The following is an 18,156-nucleotide window of genomic DNA, read 5'->3' as shown; positions in this document are numbered from 1 at the left end:
GTCCGCCCGAGCATGTCCGCCACCACCACCCCCCGAAGGGCCGCCTGAGCCATGACCGCCGCCACCCCCGCCCGCACCCCTCGCACCCCACCCACCCCGCGCGCCCCACGCACCCCTCGGCCCCTCCCCGGCGGGCCCGCGCTCGCCGCCGTACTCAAGGCCGAGGGCCGTCTCTTCCTCCGCGAGCCGGGCTCGCTCTTCTGGATCCTCGGCTTCCCGACGGCGCTCCTGGTGATCCTCGGCCTCATCCCGTCCTTCCGGGAGAGCGATCCCGCCCTCGGCGGACGCCGGGTCATCGACCTGTACGTGCCCGTCGCCGTGCTCCTCGGGATGATCATGGCGTCCATCCAGGCGATGCCGCCCGTCCTCACCAGCTACCGCGAACGCGGCATCCTGCGCCGCATGTCCACCACCCCGGTGCGTCCGCTCACCATCCTCGGCGCGCAGATCGCCCTGCACGGAGCGGCGATGATCGCTTCCGCGCTGATCGCGATCACGACGGGGCGCCTGGCGTTCGGCGTCGCGCTGCCGTTCTCCCGGCCCGGTTACGTCCTGACGATGCTGCTCATGATCGGCTGCGCCCTCGCGCTCGGCGCGACCCTGGCCGCCATCGCCGCCACCACCAAGGCAGCCACCGCGATCGGTTCCGTCGCGTTCCTCCTGATGATGTTCACCTCGGGCGTCTGGCTGCCCGTCCAGGCGATGCCGGACCTGCTCCGCACCGTCGTCGGCCTCACCCCGTTCGGCGCCGCGTCACAGGCGCTCGACCAGGCCATGCTGGGCACCTGGCCGAGCTGGTCGTACCTGGGGATCATGGCCCTGTGGGCGGCGGGTCTCACCGGGGCCGCGTCACGCTGGTTCCGCTGGGAGTAGGCGCGTGGACACGGGGGCGCAGGACATGAACATCGAGGGCGAGTTGCAGAAGCGGTTCCTGCGGTGGGGGCCGTACGCGCTCCTGGCCCTTGCCACCGGCATCGCCCTGTTCACGGTCGACGAACTGATGACCCGGGCGGAGCTGTACGCCACCGGCCCCGCGGTCGCGGCGGCGGTCGTCCTGCAGCTCTGGGCCGGGCGCACCGGAGCGTCCCTGCCGGACGGCAAGCCCTCCCAGGCGCGTGCGTACTACCTCGTCCGCACCCCGCTCGCCTTCGTCCTCACCTGCCTCAACCCCTTCTACTCCATCTACGCGGTGCTCGGATACTTCGACACCGGTCACTACCAACTGGGCATCCGGTGGGGCCGGATGAGTCTCCTGGCCACGGCCGTGACCATGGCGTACGGGCAGTCCGCCGGTTACCTGCCCCTCTTCGCCGCCCTGTTCGTCCTGCACGCCTCGCTCACCCTGGTCTTCGAGCACATGGGCAAGAAGGCCGAGGAGGACCGGGAGGCCAAGGCCGCCACCATCCTGGCCCTGGAGGACGCCAACGCCCGTCTGGAGCAGGCCCTCGCCGAGAACGCCGCCCTCCACGAACAGCTCGTCGTCCAGGCGAGGGAGGCCGGCGTCTCCGACGAGCGCCGCCGCCTCGCCGCCGAGATCCACGACACCATCGCCCAGGCCCTCACCGGCGTCGTCACCCAGCTCCAGGCCGCCTCCGACACCGAGAACCGCACGACCGCGCAGACCCACATCGGCCGGGCGACCGCCCTCGCCCGCAAGGGACTCGGCGAGGCCCGCCGCTCGGTGCGCAATCTCAGCCCCGCCGCGCTGGAGCACGACGACCTGCCCGAGGCACTCAGAAAGACGGTCGACGACTGGTCGCGGCAGGCCACCACGCGCGCCGAGTTCACCCTCACCGGCACCGTCTCGCCCCTCCACGACGAGATCCAGGCGACCCTCCTGCGCATCGCCGAGGAAGCCCTCACCAACACCGCGAAGCACGCCCACGCCACCCGCGTCGGTGTCACCCTCTCCTACATGGACGACGAGATCACCCTCGACGTCCGCGACGACGGCCGCGGCTTCGACCCCGCTTGCGACCGCACGATCGGCTTCGGCCTCTCCGGCATGCGCGCCCGCGCCGAACGTCTCGCCGGAACCGTCGGCATCGAGTCCGAACCCGGCTACGGCACGGCGATCTCCGCCCGCGTACCGTTGGTGCACCATGCCTGAGAACCGAGCCGACGCCGCCGCCCCGATCACCCTCCTCCTGGTCGACGACCACCCCGTCGTACGGGACGGCCTGCGCGGCATGTTCGAGGCGGCCCCCGGCTTCGAGGTACTCGCCGAAGCCGAGAGCGGCCCCCAGGCGGTCGAGCTGGCCGCCTCGCTGGCCCCCGACGTCATCCTCATGGACCTGCGCATGCCGGGCGGCGGGGGAGTGGCCGCCATCGCCGAACTCTCCCGCCGCGGCCTGTCCTGCCAGGTCCTCGTCCTCACCACGTACGACACGGACACCGACACCCTCCCCGCGATCGAGGCCGGCGCCACCGGCTACCTCCTCAAGGACGCCCCCCGCGACGAACTCTTCTCGGCGGTACGAGCGGCCGCCGCCGGCCGTACGGTCCTCTCCCCGGCCGTCGCGGCCCGTCTGGTCACCCAGGTCCGCAATCCCCGCCCCGCGCCCGCCGCCTCGGCGTCCCCGCTCTCCGCACGCGAACGCGAAGTCCTCGCGCTGGTCGCCAAGGGCACCTCCAACCGCGAGATCGCCCGCATCCTGTTCGTCAGCGAAGCCACCGTGAAGACCCACCTCACCCACCTCTACGCCAAACTCGGCGTCAACGACCGCGCCGCAGCCGTCGCCTCCGGTTACGAACGCGGCATCCTCGGATGACCTCCACCGACAGGCGTCCGACCAGGGCGAGCGTGACCGGTGCCGTCGTCGCCGCCCTTGTCGCGACGCCCGCGGTGGTCGCCTTCGGGGGCAAGGCGGGCCTGCCGTGGTGGGCCGTGGGAGCGGCCGCCCTGGTGACGGCCTGCCTGGCGGGCTGGACGGGAGCCCGGATCGGCCGTCGCCAGAGCGTCCGCGACGCCGTTCTGGAGCCGGGCGAGACCGTGATCGGCACGTACGCCGTGCGGCCGCCCTACACCCTGCACACCCCGCCCGCCGCCCATGAGGGCCCGCAGTACGAACTCCTCCTGACCACCCACGGCCTGCAACTGTGGGAACGCGCAGCCCTGTTGTGGCGTCACCCGTGGTCGGAACTCCGCGTCACCACCGACGGCCCCCGGCTGCGCGTCCACCACCACGGCCAGGAGGCAGGCGTGCTGCTCCTTCAGCGCGCCGGCGCCGAACAGGAGGTCCGCCTCGCCGCCCGGCGGCACGGCGCCGGCTGAGCGAAGGAGCGGGCGTGCGCGGACGCGGGCCGTCCTCACCCGCTCCCTTCACCTCTCCACCCGCAGCAACAACACCGTCCGCCCCGGCACCGTCAGCACCGCGCCGCCCTCGTGCCGTGTCCCCTCCGCGTCCTGCTGTTCCTCACGGGACGTGTCCACCACCACGTCGTACGCGACCGCCCACGGCGGGCCCGGCAGTACGAAGTCCACCGCGTCCTCCCCGGCGTGCAGCACCGCCAGGAAGCTCTCGTCGGTCACCGGCCGGCCCTGTTCGTCCCGGCCCGGGATGTCCGTTCCGGAGAGGTACATGCCGAGCGTCGCCGCCGGTGCGTACCAGTCGGCCGGCGTCATCTCCTCGCCCCGCACGGTGAACCACGCCAAGTCCCGTAGTCCGTCCGCGCCTTGGGGACGGCCGGAGAAGAACGCCCGACGCCGCAGCACCGGGTGGGCGTGCCGCAGGGCCAGCAGCCGGGACGTCAGGTGGAACAGGGATTTCCACTGCGGGTCGTCCAGCAGCGACCAGTCCACCCAGCTCGTCTCGTTGTCCTGGCAGTACGCGTTGTTGTTGCCGTGCTGCGTGCGCCCCATCTCGTCGCCCGCGACCAGCATCGGCACTCCGGTGGAGAGCAGCAGGGTCGTCACCATGTTCCGCAGCTGCCGCCGGCGCAGGGCGGCGATGCCCGCGTCGTCCGTCTCGCCCTCCACCCCGCCGTTCCACGACCGGTTGTCGTTCGTGCCGTCCCGGTTGCCCTCCCCGTTGGCCGAGTTGTGCTTCTGCTCGTAGGTGACGAGGTCCCGCAGCGTGTAACCGTCGTGCGCGGTGACGAAGTTGACCGAGGCGTACGGCCGCCGGCCGCCCCACGCGTACAGGTCGCTCGACCCCGACAGCCGGTACCCCAGGTCCCGCACGTCCGGCAGCGCACCCCGCCAGAAGTCCCGTACCGCGTCCCGGTAGCGGTCGTTCCACTCCGTCCACAGCGGGGGGAACGCGCCGACCTGGTAGCCCCCGCTGCCCACGTCCCACGGTTCGGCGATCAGCTTCACCCGGCGCAGCGTCGGGTCCTGCGCGATCACCGCGAGGAACGGCGACAGCATGTCCACGTCATGCATCGACCGGGCCAGCGCCGCCGCCAGGTCGAAGCGGAAGCCGTCCACGCCCATCTCGTTCACCCAGTACCTGAGCGAGTCGGTGATCAGCCTCAGCACCTGCGGCTGCACGACGTGCAGCGTGTTCCCGCAGCCCGTGTAGTCCGCGTACCGCCGCGGGTCGGCCTGCACGCGGTAGTAGCCCCGGTTGTCGACGCCCCGCAGCGACAGCGTCGGCCCCAGCTCACCGGCCTCCGCGGTGTGGTTGTAGACCACGTCGAGGATCACCTCGATCCCGGCCGCGTGCAGCGCCTGCACCATCCGTTTGAACTCGCCGACCTGCTGCCCGGCCGTACCCGACGCCGCGTAGCCCGCGTGCGGGGCGAAGTAGCCGATGGAGTTGTAGCCCCAGTAATTCCTCAGCCCGCGTCGCAGCAGATGGTCCTCGTGCGCGAACTGGTGCACCGGCAGCAGCTCCACCGCCGTCACCCCGAGCCGTACGAGGTGCTCGATCGCCGCCGGGTGGGCGAGGCCCGCGTACGTGCCGCGCAGCTCCGGAGGGATGTCCGGATGCCGCATCGTGAAGCCCCGCACGTGCAGCTCGTAGATCACCGAGTCCGCCCAGGGCGTCTTCGGCCGCCGGTCGTCCACCCAGTCGTCGTCGTCATGCACGACCACGCCCTTGGGCACGTACGGGGCCGAGTCCCGCTCGTCGCGGACCGTGTCGGCCACCTGTTGCTGCGGCCAGTCCCGCACGTGCCCGTACACCTGGGGCGGCAGCGACGCGAAGTCACCGTCCACCGCCCTCGCGTAGGGATCGAGCAGCAGCTTCGCCGGGTTCCAGCGGGCGCCCGTCCACGGGTCCCACCGCCCGTGCACCCGGAATCCGTACCGCTGCCCCGGCCGTACCCCCGGCACGAAACCGTGCCACACCTCGTGCGTCAGTTCGGTCAGCGGGCACCGGACCTCGACGCCCTCCTCGCCGAAGTCGAACAGGCACAGCTCGACGGCCTCCGCGCCCCCCGCCCACAGCGCGAAATTGGTGCCCGCCACCCCGTCCGGACCGACCCGGAACCGGGCGCCCAGGGGATTGGGAGCCCCCGGCCACACGGGTGGCCGGGGGCTCGGAGCGGGCTGCGACGCCCGGCCGTTGCCCAGGGCCCTGGTCCCGGCCCCGGTCGCAGGACCCGTGAGGGCCCTGCCCTCCCGTACCACTTGCAGGTTGTACTCCGGTGCGCTCGACACCTGTCAGCCTCCCGCGGCTCGTCGGGACCGGCGAGTCGAGAGGCACAGCGGCGTCCCGGCCGCCAGGCTCTCCACATGAGGTCCTCCCTGCTGTCATGCCCACCGTGGCGCTCGCACTCACGTCCCCTCCGCCGTCCGATCGCCGCCGCCGTGGTGCTGGCGGCCCTCGCCGCCCTGACCGGCTGCTCCTCGGGCCCCCTCACCACCTGGTTCGACGGGGCGCCGCCCACCGCCGAGGAGGCCATCCGGATCAGCCCCGCCGACCGGGCCAGGGGCGTCCGGCCCGACGACCGCATCGACGTCAGCGCCCCCGACGGCACGCTGGAGCGGGTGAGGGTGGAACGCGTCGAGGACGCCGAGCGGCAGGAGGTACGGGGAAGCATCAGCGCCGACGGCAGCTCCTGGCAGCCCGACGCCGCCGCAGGCAGACTCGTCCTCGCCGCCAAGTACCGCGTCCACGCGGTCGCCCTCGACGAGGACGGCAAACGGCACGCCCGTACGACGTCCTTCACCACCCACGTCCCCGACGAACGGTTCATCGGCTACTTCAAGCCGGAGAACCGCTCCACCGTCGGGACCGGGATGATCGTGTCCTTCTCCTTCAGCCGGCCGATCGAGGACCGGGCCGCCGTCGAGCGCGCCATCCGCGTCACCTCGCGGCCCGCGGTGCCGGTGGTCGGCCACTGGTTCGGCAAGGAACGTCTCGACTTCCGGCCGCGCACGTACTGGAAGCCCGGCACCCGCGTCACTACCGACATCCGGCTCCGCGACGTCCAGGGCGCCCCCGGCGTCCACGGCATCCAGAACAGGACGGTCGGCTTCACCGTCGGCCGCCACCAGACCTCCCTCGTCGACGCGGACGACCACACCATGACCGTCACCCGCGACGGCGAGGTCCTCTCCACCCTGCCGATCAGCGCCGGCAGCGCGAAGAACCCCACGTACAACGGGAAGATGGTGGTCAGCGAGATGCACGACGTGACCCGCATGAACGGCCGCACCGTCGGCTTCGGCGGCGAGTACGACATCGAGGACGTCCCGCACGCCGTCCGCCTCACCACCTCCGGAACCTTCCTGCACGGCAACTACTGGTCCCGGGGCGTCTTCGGCTCGACCAACACCAGCCACGGCTGCATCGGTCTGCGCGACGTGAAGGGGGGCAGCGGCGGCACCCCGGCCGGCTGGTTCTTCGACCGCACCCTGATCGGCGACGTCGTGGAAGTCGTCGACTCCTCCGACGCGAAAGTGGCTCCCGACAACGGCCTCGGCGGCTGGAACATGGGGTGGGAGCAGTGGACGGCGGGCTCCGCCCTGCGCTGACCCCCCGCACCTGCCCGCCGAACCCCCGGCATCCCGCGCACTTGGGACGGAACGGTGACATACGCGGGGGACTCCCACCGCACCCGGTGTGATTATCTAGCGCACAGTGCGCGGTAGTTGCGTGCGGGGGTGCGGGCCTGGTCAGGGCCGGTGCGCGAGGGGAGAATTCCACATTGAACAGGCAGCCGATCCCGGTTCGGACCGGGCACGGGGCAATAGGTCGGCGCGGCAGCGGAACGGGGCTGCTCGCGCTCGTACTCGGCGCACTGCTGCTGCTGGTCACCGCCTGCGGGGGCGGCGCGGACAGGACCAGCAGCACCGACGACCGGCAGCCGGCCGCCGGGCAGGCCGACACCAAGGCATCGCAGGCGGTCGTCACCGTCGCCCCGAAGAACGGCGCCAAGGACGTCGCCACCAGCGGCGCCCTGAAGATCACCGCTGACAAGGGCAAGCTGTCCGAGGTCAAGGTCACCGACTCCAAGGGCAACGAGATCGACGGCCGGATCGCCCCCGACGGCGCGGCCTGGGAGCCGTCCCACCACCTCGCCGCCAGCACGACGTACAAGGTGCACGCCCTCGCCAAGGACGCGGAGGGCCGGGTGTCCGCGCAGGACACCACCTTCACCACGCTCGTCCCGAAGAACACCTTCATAGGCGAGTTCCGGCCCGAGGACGGCAGCACCGTCGGCGTCGGCATGCCGGTGTCCTTCCGCTTCACCCGGGGCATCACCAACCCGGACGCCGTCGAGCGGGCGATCAAGGTCACGGCGGAACCGTCCGTGCCGGTCGAGGGCCACTGGTTCGGCAACGACCGCCTCGACTTCCGCCCCGAGAAGTACTGGGCGGCCGGCACCAAGGTCACCGTCAAGGTGAACCTGGACGGCGTCGAGGGCCGCCCCGGCGTCTACGGCAAGCAGTCCAGGACCGTGAAGTTCACCGTCGGCCGCAGTCAGGTCTCCACCGTCGACGCCAAGGCCCACACGATGAAGGTCGTCCGCGACGGCAAGCTCGTCCGGACGATCCCGATCACCGCGGGCGCCCCGGCCACGACGACGTACAACGGCCAGATGGTCATCAGCGAGAAGCTCAAGGTGACCCGGATGAACGGCGCCACCGTCGGCTTCGGCGGCGAGTACGACATCAAGGACGTACCGCACGCCATGCGTCTGTCGAACTCCGGCACCTTCATCCACGGCAACTACTGGGCCTCCTCCGGCACCTTCGGCTCCGCCAACGTCAGCCACGGCTGCGTCGGCCTGCGCGACCGGCGCGGCGCGGGCGACAGCGGCACCCCGGCGGCCTGGTTCTGGAACGGCTCGCTGATCGGCGACGTCGTCGTCGTCACCAACTCCCAGGACAAGCAGATCGCCCCGGACAACGGCCTGAACGGCTGGAACATGTCCTGGACGGAGTGGACCAAGTAACTCCCGATACGCGAAGAAGGCCGGGCCCGGCGCACTGCACCACGTGCGCCGGGCCTTCCGCCTACGGGGCCTTCCGGGGGGTCGCTCCCGGGCCCGCGCCGACTAACCTCGCCCGTATGACAGTCACTCTCGAAGTCACCTCAGGCGTCGGCACGATCCTCCTCCAGCGCCCCCCGATGAACGCCCTCGACGTCGCCACCCAGGACCGCCTGCGCGAGCTCGCCGAGGAGGCGACGCGCCGCGAGGACGTACGCGCGGTGGTCATCCACGGCGGCGAGAAGGTGTTCGCGGCAGGTGCGGACATCAAGGAAATGCAGGCCATGGACCACACGGCGATGGTCCTGCGCTCCCGGGGCCTCCAGGAGTCCTTCACCGCCGTCGCCCGCATCCCCAAGCCCGTCGTCGCCGCGATCACCGGCTACGCGCTGGGCGGGGGCTGCGAGTTGGCGCTCTGCGCGGACTACCGCATCGCCGCCGACAACGCCAAGCTCGGCCAGCCGGAGATCCTGCTCGGCCTGATCCCCGGCGCGGGCGGCACCCAGCGCCTGGCCCGCCTGGTCGGCCCCTCCAAGGCCAAGGACCTCATCTTCACCGGCCGCATGGTCAAGGCGGAGGAGGCCGCCGCGATCGGTCTCGTGGACCGCGTCGTACCGGCCGCCGAGGTGTACGAGCAGGCACACGCCTGGGCCGCGAAGCTCGCCCAGGGCCCGGCGCTCGCCCTGCGCGCCGCCAAGGAATGCGTCGACGTGGGCCTGGAGACGGACCTGGAGACCGGACTGGCCGTGGAGCGCACCTGGTTCGCGGGCCTGTTCGCGACCGAGGACCGCGAGCGCGGAATGCGCAGCTTCGTGGAGGAGGGCCCTGGCAAGGCCAAGTTCCTCTGACCGGAGGCTAGTTGGCGAGCAGTCGGCGCACGGTCAACGCCGCGCACCGTCACGCTCTGCTTAGCTCAGGCTTAAGGGAGGCTTAAGGCGGCCCTTTCCGCGCACTGCCCGTGATCACCCGTGGTCGCCGGGTAGTCGCAGGTCAGGTCCGGGCTACCGGCAAGTCTGTGCCGTCGTCATATGCCGTAAGCCCTGGTGGAGGGGGCGGGCTCCGGGGGGTGTATTCCCCCGGAACGCCCCCGGACCGCGAAGGCGCCCGCCATGATGGGGGGCATGGCGGGCCTGGAAGGTGTGGAGGAGCCGCGGCAGCAGGGGCAGGCGACCGCTGCGCGGTGGGTGCCGGCCGTCGAGGACGAACGGACTCATCCGGCGCTGGCGGAGTTCGGGAGTCCGGCGGACGCGGAAGTGCGGCTGCCGTCGCGGCCGGAATCGGCGGGTACGGCCCGCCGCCTGACGCAGTGCGTCGTGCAGCGCCAGTGGGGGCTCTCCTCGCAGGTCTCCGAATTCGCCGTCCTGCTGGTCTCCGAGCTCGTCGGGAACGCGGTGCGGCACACGGGCGCCCGGGTCTTCGGGCTGCGGATACTCCGCCGCCGGGGCTGGATCCGCATCGAGGTCCGCGACCCCTCGCGCGGCCTGCCGTGCCTGATGCCCGTGGACGTGCTGGACGTGAGCGGCCGGGGGCTTTTCCTGGTGGACAAGCTGTCCGACCGATGGGGCGTGGATCTGCTGCCGCGCGGCAAGACGACATGGTTCGAAATGCGGGTCGTCGACCGCGACCGGTGAGGACCGCGAACCTGCCCGCGGAACGCCAGAAGCCCCCAGGCGCCGGGGTGGGGCGCACTACGGGGGCTTCCGAGGGGGCCGTGGAGCGAAAGGGGTGTGCTCCAGGGCCTGAAGTACGAACGCTCGGGTCAAGGGGAGTTCGTGCCTCCGACTATGGCAGACAGGAGGCTTCAAGCCAAAAGCGCCTACTCGGGCAAAGCACCCCATAACCTCACACTTTAGAAGTGAATCGTTGGTGAGGTGAGCCACTGGCCTCGCATTCACTGCATAAGTATGGGATTCGTTGCGTGATTCCTTGATCCGCAGGAAAACTGATCATGGCGTTTCGGTGGCGTTCCGCCGTCGCGGGGGTGACGTCCCCGAAACGCCCTGAATGCGGCAATGGCCCGCTTCGTCCTTTGCCGCATCTATGGTGCTCACCCGGGGCAGCTCCCGCCCCCCACCCGGCGAGGTGAGCACCATCGCACGACCGACCGCACCCCGCACGCCACCGCATCCGCACCCACCACCGGCCACGGCACCCCACTCCGCCCGCCGTGCCTGGCTGCGCGCAGGGGCGGGAGCAGCCCTGACGGGGGCGCTCGCCGTGGGGTGCGGGGACCGGGGCACGAGCGGAGCCGATGGCTCGGCGGAGTGGGGGAGGGGGACGGATTCCGGACCGGGTTCCGGGGCGGGCACGCGTTCCGTCCCCGGGACGGGTTCGGACACCGGCTCCGGGCCGGACACGGGCTCCGTCCCCGGGGCGGGTACCGGCACGGACCCGGACGCCGGCTCCGGACGCCGTTCCGGCTCCGGCTCCGGCTCCGGGGAGGAAGCCGCCGCCGGTCGCACCGGAGACAGCCCCGCCCCCCGTACCGCCGCCGCACCCGCCCCCCGCCGCTTCCCCGGCCACCCCGTCCAGATCGAACACGGCCCCCGCGACCGCGCCCGCGTCGCCCTCACCTTCCACGGCCAGGGCGACCCCGCCATCGCCACGTCCCTCCTCGCCGAAGCCGAACGCGCCGGAGCCCGCGTCACCGTCCTCGCCGTCGGCAGCTGGCTCGACGCCCACCCCGCGCTCGCGCGCCGCATCCTCGACGGCGGCCACGACCTCGGCAACCACACCCAACGCCACCTCACCGTCTCCGAGATGCCCGAGGGGGAGGCGTACCGCGAGATCACCGACTGCGCGCGCCGGCTGAAACGCCTCACCGGATCGATCGGCACCTGGTTCCGGCCCTCCCGCACCCCGTACGCGACCCCGCTCGTCCAGCGCCTCGCGCGCCGGGCGGGCTATCCCCACGTCCTGTCGTACGACGTGGACTCCCTCGACTTCACCTCGCCCGGCGCGACGGCCGTCACCCGCAAGGTCGCCGGAGAGATCCGTAACGGATCCGTGGTGAGCCTGCACTTCGGGTACGCGGACACGGTCGCCGCGCTGCCCGCCCTCCTCGACGACCTCGACCGCCGCAAGCTGCGCGCGGTGACCACCACGGAGCTGCTGACGCCATGACCCGTCCGACCCCCGCCCCCCGCACGTCCGCCTCCGGCGCCCCCGCCGCGGACGCCCTCGCCCGTGCTCGCACCCGTACCCGGTGTGCGGCCACCGTCCTGCTCGCCGCCGTCACCGTCACCGCCCTCGCCGGCTGCGGAGCCGAACCCTCCACCGGCAAGACCGGCGTCGAAGCGCTCGGTTCCCGGGCCGCCACTTCGCCCGACCAGCAGAAGAAGGCCGCTCCGGCCGGCCTGCCCGGCATGCCCCCCGTCCAGGACCCCAACGACATCTACGCGGCCAACCGCCCCGGCAACATCGCCCCGGTCGCCCGCAACTTCCCGTCCCGCGTGTACGTCCCGAACACCAACTCCAACACCGTCTCGGTCATCGACCCCAAGACGTACAAGGTCATCGAGACGATCCCGGTCGGCATCCAGCCGCAGCACGTCGTCCCGTCCTGGGACATGAAGACCCTCTGGGTCAACAACAACCGCGGCCACTCCCTCACCCCGATCAACCCGGCCAACGGCAAGGCGGGCAAGCCGGTCGAGGTGCACGACCCGTACAACCTCTACTTCACCCCGAACGGCAAGCACGCCGTCGTCATGGCCTCCATGGACCGCGAACTCGTCTTCCGCGACCCGCACACCATGAACCGCGTCAAGACCGTCCCGGTCACCTGCGCAGGCGTCAACCACGCCGACTTCTCCGCCGACGGCCGCTACTTCATCGTCTCCTGCGAGTTCTCCGGCGAGCTGCTCAAGGTCGACACCGAGAAGATGAAGGTCATCGGTCAGCAGAAGCTGCCCTTCCAGGGAGCCATGCCGCAGGACGTCAAGATCTCCCCGGACGGCAAAACCTTCTACATCGCCGACATGATGGCCCACGGCATGTGGGTGCTGGACGGCGAGAAGTTCACCACGCCCAAGCTCCTGCCCACCGGCAAGGGCTGCCACGGGCTCTACATCTCCCGCGACTCCAAGGAGATGTACGTTCCCAACCGGGGCGAGGGGTCCATCTCCGTCTTCGACTTCGCGAAGAACAAGCTCACCAAGAAGTGGCGCCTCCCGGACGGAGGCAGCCCGGACATGGGCGGCGTGTCCGCCGACGGCAAGGTCCTGTGGCTGGCGGGCCGCTACGACTCCGAGGTGTACGCCATCGACACCACCTCGGGCCGCCAGCTGGCCCGCATCCCGGTCGGCGACGGCCCCCACGGCCTCGCGGTCTACCCGCAACCGGGCCGCTACTCCCTCGGCCACACCGGAATCTTCCGCTGACCCACCCCACCGGGCCGGTTGCCCCTCGGCGGGGTGCCCCCCCGCGCGAAGGGCCCTGCCCCGAATAGGATCGCCCCCACCCGCAGAGCCCTGCTCGCCCGCCCCGTCTCCACACCACCACCCCCACCGGCTCCCGGAGGCCGCCGAAGCCGGAGGCCCCGCGTGCCGTCGCCCGCGTACCGCCCCTCCGCACCGTGCGTCCGCCACAGACAGGTCTCCCCGCGGCCCACCACAACTGCCCGTGGCCCCGCCGGAAACCCGATGCCAAACCCGCCCCACCCGGCTGCCCGCAGGGCCGCTAACCTGACGCCGTATCGACGGACACGGCCGAGATCGTCCGGCTGACTGCACCAAGGGGTGGACCACGTGGCGGACATCGACATCGAGTCGGCGCGCAAGGCGTTCGACCAGTTCGACAAGAACCAGGACGGGGTCATCACGGCCGCCGAGTACAAGAGCCTGATGGCACAGCTCGGCGACTTCCACGTGACCGAGACGGTGGCCCAGGCCATCATCAAGGCCCACGACGGCGATGGCGACGGCCGGCTCGACTTCGACGAGTTCTGGGCGTCCCGCAACCGGGTCTGAGTACGAACGAAAGGCCGGGCCCGCAAAGGACCCGGCCTTTCGTTCGTGCGTACCGGAGGGCGCCCTGCCCTTCCGTCATCCGTGCCCCCGAGGACCCGGCTCCGCCGTCACGCGTGCCGGACCGCCCCTCCGCGCGAGTCCGGCGCCCTACCCGTCCAGCTCCCGCAACTCGGCCGCAGCTTCCTCAAGCCACCCCACCCAGAAGCGCTCCATCTGGATTCCGGCCCGCAGCACCAGGTGCTGCAACCGCTCCTCCCGCCCACCCACGCGCTCGGCGGCACGACCGCCGGACCGCCCCTCGGGCCGCTCCTCGGCTCGGCCGTCCGGCCCCCCGACCAGGTGCCCGAAGTCCCGCTTCTCGATCTCCTGGTAGGTCGCCAACTGCACCCGGTGCAGGCCGAGATGGCGTCCGACCTCGGCCAGCAACTCCCCGGTCCCGACCATTGCCGCCGCCCGTAGCCGCAGCCCGAACGCGTCCCGCAGCGGCTTGGGGTCCTCGCTCTTGGCGACCCACGCGACCAGCTCCTCGCGCCCCGCGGGCAGAACCTCGTACTCGCGTTTCTGCCCCCGCGTCGGCACGTCCTGGGGAAGCGCCCGGATGAACCCCGCCTGCTCCAGTTTCCCCAGCTCGCGGTAGATCTGCTGGTGCGTGGCCGACCAGAAGTACCCGATGGACATGTCGAACCTGCGGGTCAACTCCAACCCCGAGGAGGGCTTCTCCAGCAGGGCGGTCAGGATCGCGTGGGGGAGTGACATGAGCGCATCCTAGGCAGCGGACGAAAGAACGGACGGACAGGATCCGGAAGGCCCTGCCCGTACGCCGACCGGCCGACCCGCGCACACAGCACCCCCACACATAGCCCCGGCACACTCCTACAAAGCCGCCGCGAGTTCCGTCCCCTGCCGGATCGCGCGCTTCGCGTCCAGCTCGGCGGCCACGTCGGCACCGCCGATCAGGTGCACCGGCACGCCCCCGGCCACCAGTTCCTCGTACAGGTCCCGGCGCGGCTCCTGCCCCGTGCACAGCACCACCGTGTCCACGGCCAGTACCCGCCGCTCACCGCCCACGACCACGTGCAGGCCCTCGTCGTCGATCCGCTCGTACGTCGCACCGGGGACCATGGTCACGCCGCGCTGTGCGAGTTCGGTGCGGTGGATCCAGCCGGTCGTCTTGCCGAGCCCCGCGCCGACCTTGGTCTCCTTGCGCTGGAGCAGGTGCACGGTCCGGGTCGCCTTGGGCCGGTCCGGCGCCCGCAGTCCTCCCCGCGCCTCGTACTCCATGTCCACGCCCCACTGCCGGAAGAAGACCTCCGGCGACAGGCTCGCCTCTTCCCCCTCGTCCGTCAGGAACTCCGCGACGTCGAAACCGATGCCGCCGGCGCCGAGGATCGCCACCCGCTCGCCGACCCGCACCTCGCCCCGCAGCACCTCCAAGTACCGCACGACGCTCGGATGCCCGATCCCCTCGATCTCGGGGACGCGCGGTGTGACCCCGGTGGCCAGCACCACGTCGTCGTACGCCCCCGCCGCAAGCACCGCGGGCGTCACGGCGGTGGAGAGCCTGACCTCCACCCCGTACTCCGTCAGCCGGTTACGGAAGTACCGCAGCGTCTCGTTGAACTCCTCCTTGCCCGGCACCTGACGTGCCACGTTCAGCTGCCCGCCCACCACGTCCGCCGCGTCGAACAACGTGACCGCGTGCCCGCGCTCGGCCGCCGTCACCGCGCACGCCAAACCGGCCGGGCCCGCGCCGACCACCGCCACCCGCTTGCGCAGCCTGGTCGGTGACAGCACCAGTTCCGTCTCGTGACAGGCCCGCGGATTGACCAGGCACGAGGTGACCTTGCCGCTGAAGGTGTGGTCCAGGCAGGCCTGGTTGCACCCGATGCACGTATTGATCGACTCGGCCCGCCCGTCCGCGGCCTTCGCCACGAAATCCGGGTCCGCCAGGAACGGCCGCGCCAACGACACCAGATCCGCGAAGCCGCCGGCCAGCAACTCCTCTGCCAGCTCGGGGGTGTTGATCCGATTCGTCGTGACGAGCGGAATGCCCACCGATCCCATCACCCGCTTCGTCACCCACGCGTACGCCCCGCGCGGCACGGACGTCGCGATGGTCGGGATGCGTGCCTCGTGCCAGCCGATCCCCGTGTTGATGATCGTCGCCCCGGCCGCCTCGACGGCCTTCGCCAGCTCCACGACCTCCTCGAACGTCGAACCGCCCGGCACCAGGTCCAGCATCGACAGCCGGTAGATGAGAATGAACTCCGGCCCGACCCGTTCCCGTACCCGCCGCACGATCTCCAGCGGGAACCGCACCCGGTTCTCGTACGACCCGCCCCACAGGTCGTTCCGCTTGTTGGTGTGCGCGGCGATGAACTCGTTGATCAGGTACCCCTCGGACCCCATGATCTCGACACCGTCGTACCCGGCCTCCTGCGCGAGCCCGGCGGCGCGTACGAAGTCCTCGACGGTCCCCTCGATCTCCTCCGCGCTCAGTTCCTTCGGAACGTACGGGCTGATCGGCGCCTGGAGCGCACTCGGCGCGACGAGCTCCGGGTGGTACGCGTACCGGCCGAAGTGCAGGATCTGCATCGCGATCCGCCCCCCGGCCTCGTGCACGGCGTCCGTCACCACACGGTGCCGCGCCGCCTCCTCGGACGTCGTCAGCATGGCTCCGCCGGGGTACGGGCGACCGGCCTCGTTCGGCGAGATGCCGCCGGTCACCATGAGCCCGACGCCGCCCCGCGCCCGCTCCGCGTAGAACGCGGCCATCCGCTCGAACCCGCGCTCGGCCTCTTCGAGACCGACGTGCATGGAGCCCATGATCACGCGGTTGGGAAGAGTGGTGAACCCCAGGTCCAGCGGTGCCAACAGGTGGGGGTACTGGTTCGACGGAACTTCACTCGACGGGCTCATCCGACGCCTCCGGGCGCTCATGCGACGACTCTTCTGCAACTAGTTGCATAATAAGCCTCGGCGGCCGGACGGCCCATGAGCCGTGAGTCACACGAACATCCGCAGACGTCCCCCGCCTCCGCGCTCGCGCCCGCCCTTGCCCGGCGGGCGCGCGCCTGCCTTCCGCGCTCGCGCCCGCCCTCCGCCCGGCTCGCGCCGCCTCCGACGAAGGCAGAGGTACAGCGCCCCACAGGCCCCGAGGCCCGACCGGGCGGACGCACCCGCGAGTCCGCCCGATCCCTCCACCAACCCCCCGCCCCGGGGCCCGACCGATTCGATCCGGCCCATCCGGCCCATCCGACCCAACTCGACCCGACCCACCCGACCGACTCGACCCCTCCGTTCGTCCCTGCCCGGTAGATCATCCGACCCGACCGGGCGGTCCGAAGACCTCGTCTCAGAGCGACGCGTACACCGCCTCCACCAGCGCCATCTTCCGAGGGTCGTCCGCGATGTGCGGGCCCATTCGGTTCATGACGTAGCCGAGACTCACCTCGGCCTCGGGGTCCGCGAGCCCGCACGAGCCGCCGAACCCGTCGTGCCCGACCGCCCGGGGGTTCGGCCCGTACGAGGCGTTCGCCCCGCTCAGCCACAACCCGAGAGCCACTTCCGTCTTGTGCGCGAAGCCCAATCCCAGCACGAGGTCCCGGCACGCGCCCTGCCCCTGGCGCACCCGCTCGGCCGCGTCGGCCGACAGCACCCGCCGGTCACCGGACCGCCCCTGCCGCGCGAAGACCTCATACAGGGCGGCCACCCCGCGAGCCGTCCCGTGCCCGTTGGCCGCCGGGATCTCCGCAGCCCGCCACTCCGGGGAATTGCCCTCGCGCGCACCCGTCCCGGGATTGGTCAACGCGGCCAGTGCGACCGGCTCCAGCTGCGCGAACAGGGCAGCCTGTTCACTGGAGGACGTCACCGGCACATGGACGAGCTCGGCGGTGCGCCCCGCCTCCTTCTCCGGCAGTCCGATCGTGAAGTCGATACCCAGCGGCACGGTCACCTCCCGCTCCAAGAACTCAGCGGGCCGCATCCCGCTCACCCGTCGCACGACCTCGCCGACCAGGAACCCGTAGGTCAGCGCGTGATACCCGGACTTCGACCCCGGCTCCCACCACGGCTCGGTCGCCGCGAGCCGTTCACAGGACAGGTCCCAGTCGTACAGCTCCTGCACGGAGTGCGGCACCCGCAGGCCGGCCAGCCCCGCACGGTGCGACAGCAGATCACGTACGAGCACCTTTTCCTTGCCGGCCGCCGCGAACTCCGGCCAGTACGCGGCCACCGGCGCGTCCAGGTCCAGGGCGCCCCGGTCGGCCAGCATGTGCGCGCAGAGCGCGGTGGCCCCCTTGGTCGTGGACCAGACGTTGACGAGGGTGTCCCGTTCCCATGGGCGTTCGTGCCGCGGGTCGGCCCAGCCGCCCCACAGATCGACCACGACCTCCCCTCCTACGCGCAGGGTGACGGCCGCCCCCAATTCCTCGCGCTGCCGGAAGTTCTCCTCGAAAGCCTCGCGCACAGCGGCGAACCGCTCGTCGCAGCGGCCCTCCACGCGCGGAACGACGGGCGGGGACTGGGACATGGGGGCGCTCCTCGGAACGGCAGCAGCAGGGGACTGAGCCGCAACATACCGACTGGTCGGACCGACCGGAAGACCCGGCGCACCCCCCGGTTTGACGGCGGGCGGCCCCATCCGTAAGGTTCTGCGGGTTGTCCTATGTGAGCACCGGTTCGCACCGGCCCGGGGCAGCCATCCCGCAGAATCCATGAGCAACGAGCCGACGTCCGTCGTACTCGTTTTCATGCGCCTTTGCGAAATGAGGAAACCGCGTTCGACAGGACGCACCCCGAT

The 18,156-nt window shown here is 71.4% G+C and carries 15 protein-coding genes; 11 read left to right on the top strand and 4 right to left on the bottom strand.

All coding sequences use genetic code 11. From position 1 onward, the window contains the following. The first annotated feature begins 51 nt into the window (after positions 1 to 51). Genes ACQPZG_RS10745 through ACQPZG_RS10730 form a run of 4 tightly spaced genes read left to right on the top strand, consistent with a single transcriptional unit; the run spans position 52 to position 3,274 of the window. Positions 52 to 873: an ABC transporter permease gene (locus ACQPZG_RS10745; protein WP_433545578.1), complete on the top strand. Its 822-nt coding sequence runs from the start codon at positions 52 to 54 to the stop codon at positions 871 to 873. A gap of 25 nt (positions 874 to 898) precedes the next feature. Beyond that, positions 899 to 2,110: a sensor histidine kinase gene (locus tag ACQPZG_RS10740; RefSeq protein WP_433549350.1), complete on the top strand. Its 1,212-nt coding sequence runs from the start codon at positions 899 to 901 to the stop codon at positions 2,108 to 2,110. After that, positions 2,103 to 2,771, top strand: a complete 669-nt coding sequence (locus ACQPZG_RS10735) for a response regulator (RefSeq protein ID WP_433545577.1) — start codon at positions 2,103 to 2,105, stop codon at positions 2,769 to 2,771. The genes ACQPZG_RS10740 and ACQPZG_RS10735 overlap by 8 nt, the downstream gene beginning before the upstream one ends. Continuing rightward, positions 2,768 to 3,274, top strand: coding sequence for a hypothetical protein (locus tag ACQPZG_RS10730; protein ID WP_433545576.1), 507 nt, complete (start codon positions 2,768 to 2,770; stop codon positions 3,272 to 3,274). The genes ACQPZG_RS10735 and ACQPZG_RS10730 overlap by 4 nt, the downstream gene beginning before the upstream one ends. A 48-nt stretch (positions 3,275 to 3,322) precedes the next feature. On the opposite strand, the gene glgX is transcribed toward ACQPZG_RS10730, so the two are convergent. Continuing rightward, positions 3,323 to 5,605 (bottom strand): glycogen debranching protein GlgX, encoded by a 2,283-nt coding sequence (glgX, locus tag ACQPZG_RS10725; protein WP_433545575.1) that lies wholly within the window; start codon positions 5,603 to 5,605, stop codon positions 3,323 to 3,325. 75 nt (positions 5,606 to 5,680) lie between these two features. Here glgX and ACQPZG_RS10720 point away from each other — a divergent pair, with 75 nt between their 5' ends. From ACQPZG_RS10720 to ACQPZG_RS10690, 7 genes are all read left to right on the top strand, one after another. After that, positions 5,681 to 6,925, top strand: a complete 1,245-nt coding sequence (locus tag ACQPZG_RS10720; RefSeq protein WP_433545574.1) for a L,D-transpeptidase — start codon at positions 5,681 to 5,683, stop codon at positions 6,923 to 6,925. Positions 6,926 to 7,098: 173 nt separating this feature from the next. After that, positions 7,099 to 8,349 (top strand): L,D-transpeptidase, encoded by a 1,251-nt coding sequence (locus ACQPZG_RS10715; RefSeq protein ID WP_433545573.1) that lies wholly within the window; start codon positions 7,099 to 7,101, stop codon positions 8,347 to 8,349. A 116-nt stretch (positions 8,350 to 8,465) separates the two neighbouring features. Next, positions 8,466 to 9,233 carry an enoyl-CoA hydratase/isomerase family protein gene (locus ACQPZG_RS10710; RefSeq protein WP_433545572.1) on the top strand — a complete coding sequence of 256 codons (768 nt, stop codon included), beginning with the start codon at positions 8,466 to 8,468 and terminating at the stop codon, positions 9,231 to 9,233. 273 nt (positions 9,234 to 9,506) lie between these two features. After that, positions 9,507 to 10,016 carry an ATP-binding protein gene (locus tag ACQPZG_RS10705; protein ID WP_433545571.1) on the top strand — a complete coding sequence of 170 codons (510 nt, stop codon included), beginning with the start codon at positions 9,507 to 9,509 and terminating at the stop codon, positions 10,014 to 10,016. A gap of 544 nt (positions 10,017 to 10,560) precedes the next feature. Further along, positions 10,561 to 11,508 (top strand): polysaccharide deacetylase family protein, encoded by a 948-nt coding sequence (locus ACQPZG_RS10700; RefSeq protein WP_433549349.1) that lies wholly within the window; start codon positions 10,561 to 10,563, stop codon positions 11,506 to 11,508. Beyond that, positions 11,505 to 12,767 carry a YncE family protein gene (locus ACQPZG_RS10695; protein ID WP_433545570.1) on the top strand — a complete coding sequence of 421 codons (1,263 nt, stop codon included), beginning with the start codon at positions 11,505 to 11,507 and terminating at the stop codon, positions 12,765 to 12,767. Before ACQPZG_RS10700 ends, ACQPZG_RS10695 begins: the two co-directional genes overlap by 4 nt. A gap of 375 nt (positions 12,768 to 13,142) precedes the next feature. Then, positions 13,143 to 13,355 (top strand): EF-hand domain-containing protein, encoded by a 213-nt coding sequence (locus ACQPZG_RS10690; RefSeq protein ID WP_373312622.1) that lies wholly within the window; start codon positions 13,143 to 13,145, stop codon positions 13,353 to 13,355. A 147-nt stretch (positions 13,356 to 13,502) separates the two neighbouring features. Here ACQPZG_RS10690 and ACQPZG_RS10685 read toward each other — a convergent pair whose 3' ends face one another. The 3 genes from ACQPZG_RS10685 to ACQPZG_RS10675 all read right to left on the bottom strand — a co-directional run bounded on the left by ACQPZG_RS10685 (position 13,503) and on the right by ACQPZG_RS10675 (position 17,886). Continuing rightward, positions 13,503 to 14,111 (bottom strand): PadR family transcriptional regulator, encoded by a 609-nt coding sequence (locus ACQPZG_RS10685; protein WP_433545569.1) that lies wholly within the window; start codon positions 14,109 to 14,111, stop codon positions 13,503 to 13,505. 117 nt (positions 14,112 to 14,228) lie between these two features. Beyond that, positions 14,229 to 16,274, bottom strand: coding sequence for an FAD-dependent oxidoreductase (locus ACQPZG_RS10680; protein ID WP_433545568.1), 2,046 nt, complete (start codon positions 16,272 to 16,274; stop codon positions 14,229 to 14,231). 436 nt (positions 16,275 to 16,710) lie between these two features. Continuing rightward, positions 16,711 to 17,886: a serine hydrolase domain-containing protein gene (locus tag ACQPZG_RS10675; protein ID WP_433545567.1), complete on the bottom strand. Its 1,176-nt coding sequence runs from the start codon at positions 17,884 to 17,886 to the stop codon at positions 16,711 to 16,713. Positions 17,887 to 18,156 lie beyond the last annotated feature (270 nt).

The sequence above is a fragment of the Streptomyces sp. CA-294286 genome, assembly GCF_050947155.1.
Classification (GTDB): Bacteria; Actinomycetota; Actinomycetes; order Streptomycetales; family Streptomycetaceae; genus Streptomyces.
Note: the sequence above shows the minus strand (reverse complement) of the source record. Positions and strands in the feature narration are given on the sequence as shown.

What these genes read in the sequence shown, in the direction of transcription:
- ACQPZG_RS10745 (WP_433545578.1), top strand. Translation starts at nt 52, where the DNA reads ATGACCGCCGCCACCCCCGCCCGCACCCCTCGCACCCCACCCACCCCG.
- ACQPZG_RS10740 (WP_433549350.1), top strand. Translation starts at nt 899, where the DNA reads ATGAACATCGAGGGCGAGTTGCAGAAGCGGTTCCTGCGGTGGGGGCCG.
- ACQPZG_RS10735 (WP_433545577.1), top strand. Translation starts at nt 2,103, where the DNA reads ATGCCTGAGAACCGAGCCGACGCCGCCGCCCCGATCACCCTCCTCCTG.
- ACQPZG_RS10730 (WP_433545576.1), top strand. Translation starts at nt 2,768, where the DNA reads ATGACCTCCACCGACAGGCGTCCGACCAGGGCGAGCGTGACCGGTGCC.
- ACQPZG_RS10720 (WP_433545574.1), top strand. Translation starts at nt 5,681, where the DNA reads ATGAGGTCCTCCCTGCTGTCATGCCCACCGTGGCGCTCGCACTCACGT.
- ACQPZG_RS10710 (WP_433545572.1), top strand. Translation starts at nt 8,466, where the DNA reads ATGACAGTCACTCTCGAAGTCACCTCAGGCGTCGGCACGATCCTCCTC.
- ACQPZG_RS10705 (WP_433545571.1), top strand. Translation starts at nt 9,507, where the DNA reads ATGGCGGGCCTGGAAGGTGTGGAGGAGCCGCGGCAGCAGGGGCAGGCG.
- ACQPZG_RS10695 (WP_433545570.1), top strand. Translation starts at nt 11,505, where the DNA reads ATGACCCGTCCGACCCCCGCCCCCCGCACGTCCGCCTCCGGCGCCCCC.
- ACQPZG_RS10685 (WP_433545569.1), bottom strand. Translation starts at nt 14,111, where the DNA reads ATGTCACTCCCCCACGCGATCCTGACCGCCCTGCTGGAGAAGCCCTCC.
- ACQPZG_RS10680 (WP_433545568.1), bottom strand. Translation starts at nt 16,274, where the DNA reads ATGAGCCCGTCGAGTGAAGTTCCGTCGAACCAGTACCCCCACCTGTTG.
- ACQPZG_RS10675 (WP_433545567.1), bottom strand. Translation starts at nt 17,886, where the DNA reads ATGTCCCAGTCCCCGCCCGTCGTTCCGCGCGTGGAGGGCCGCTGCGAC.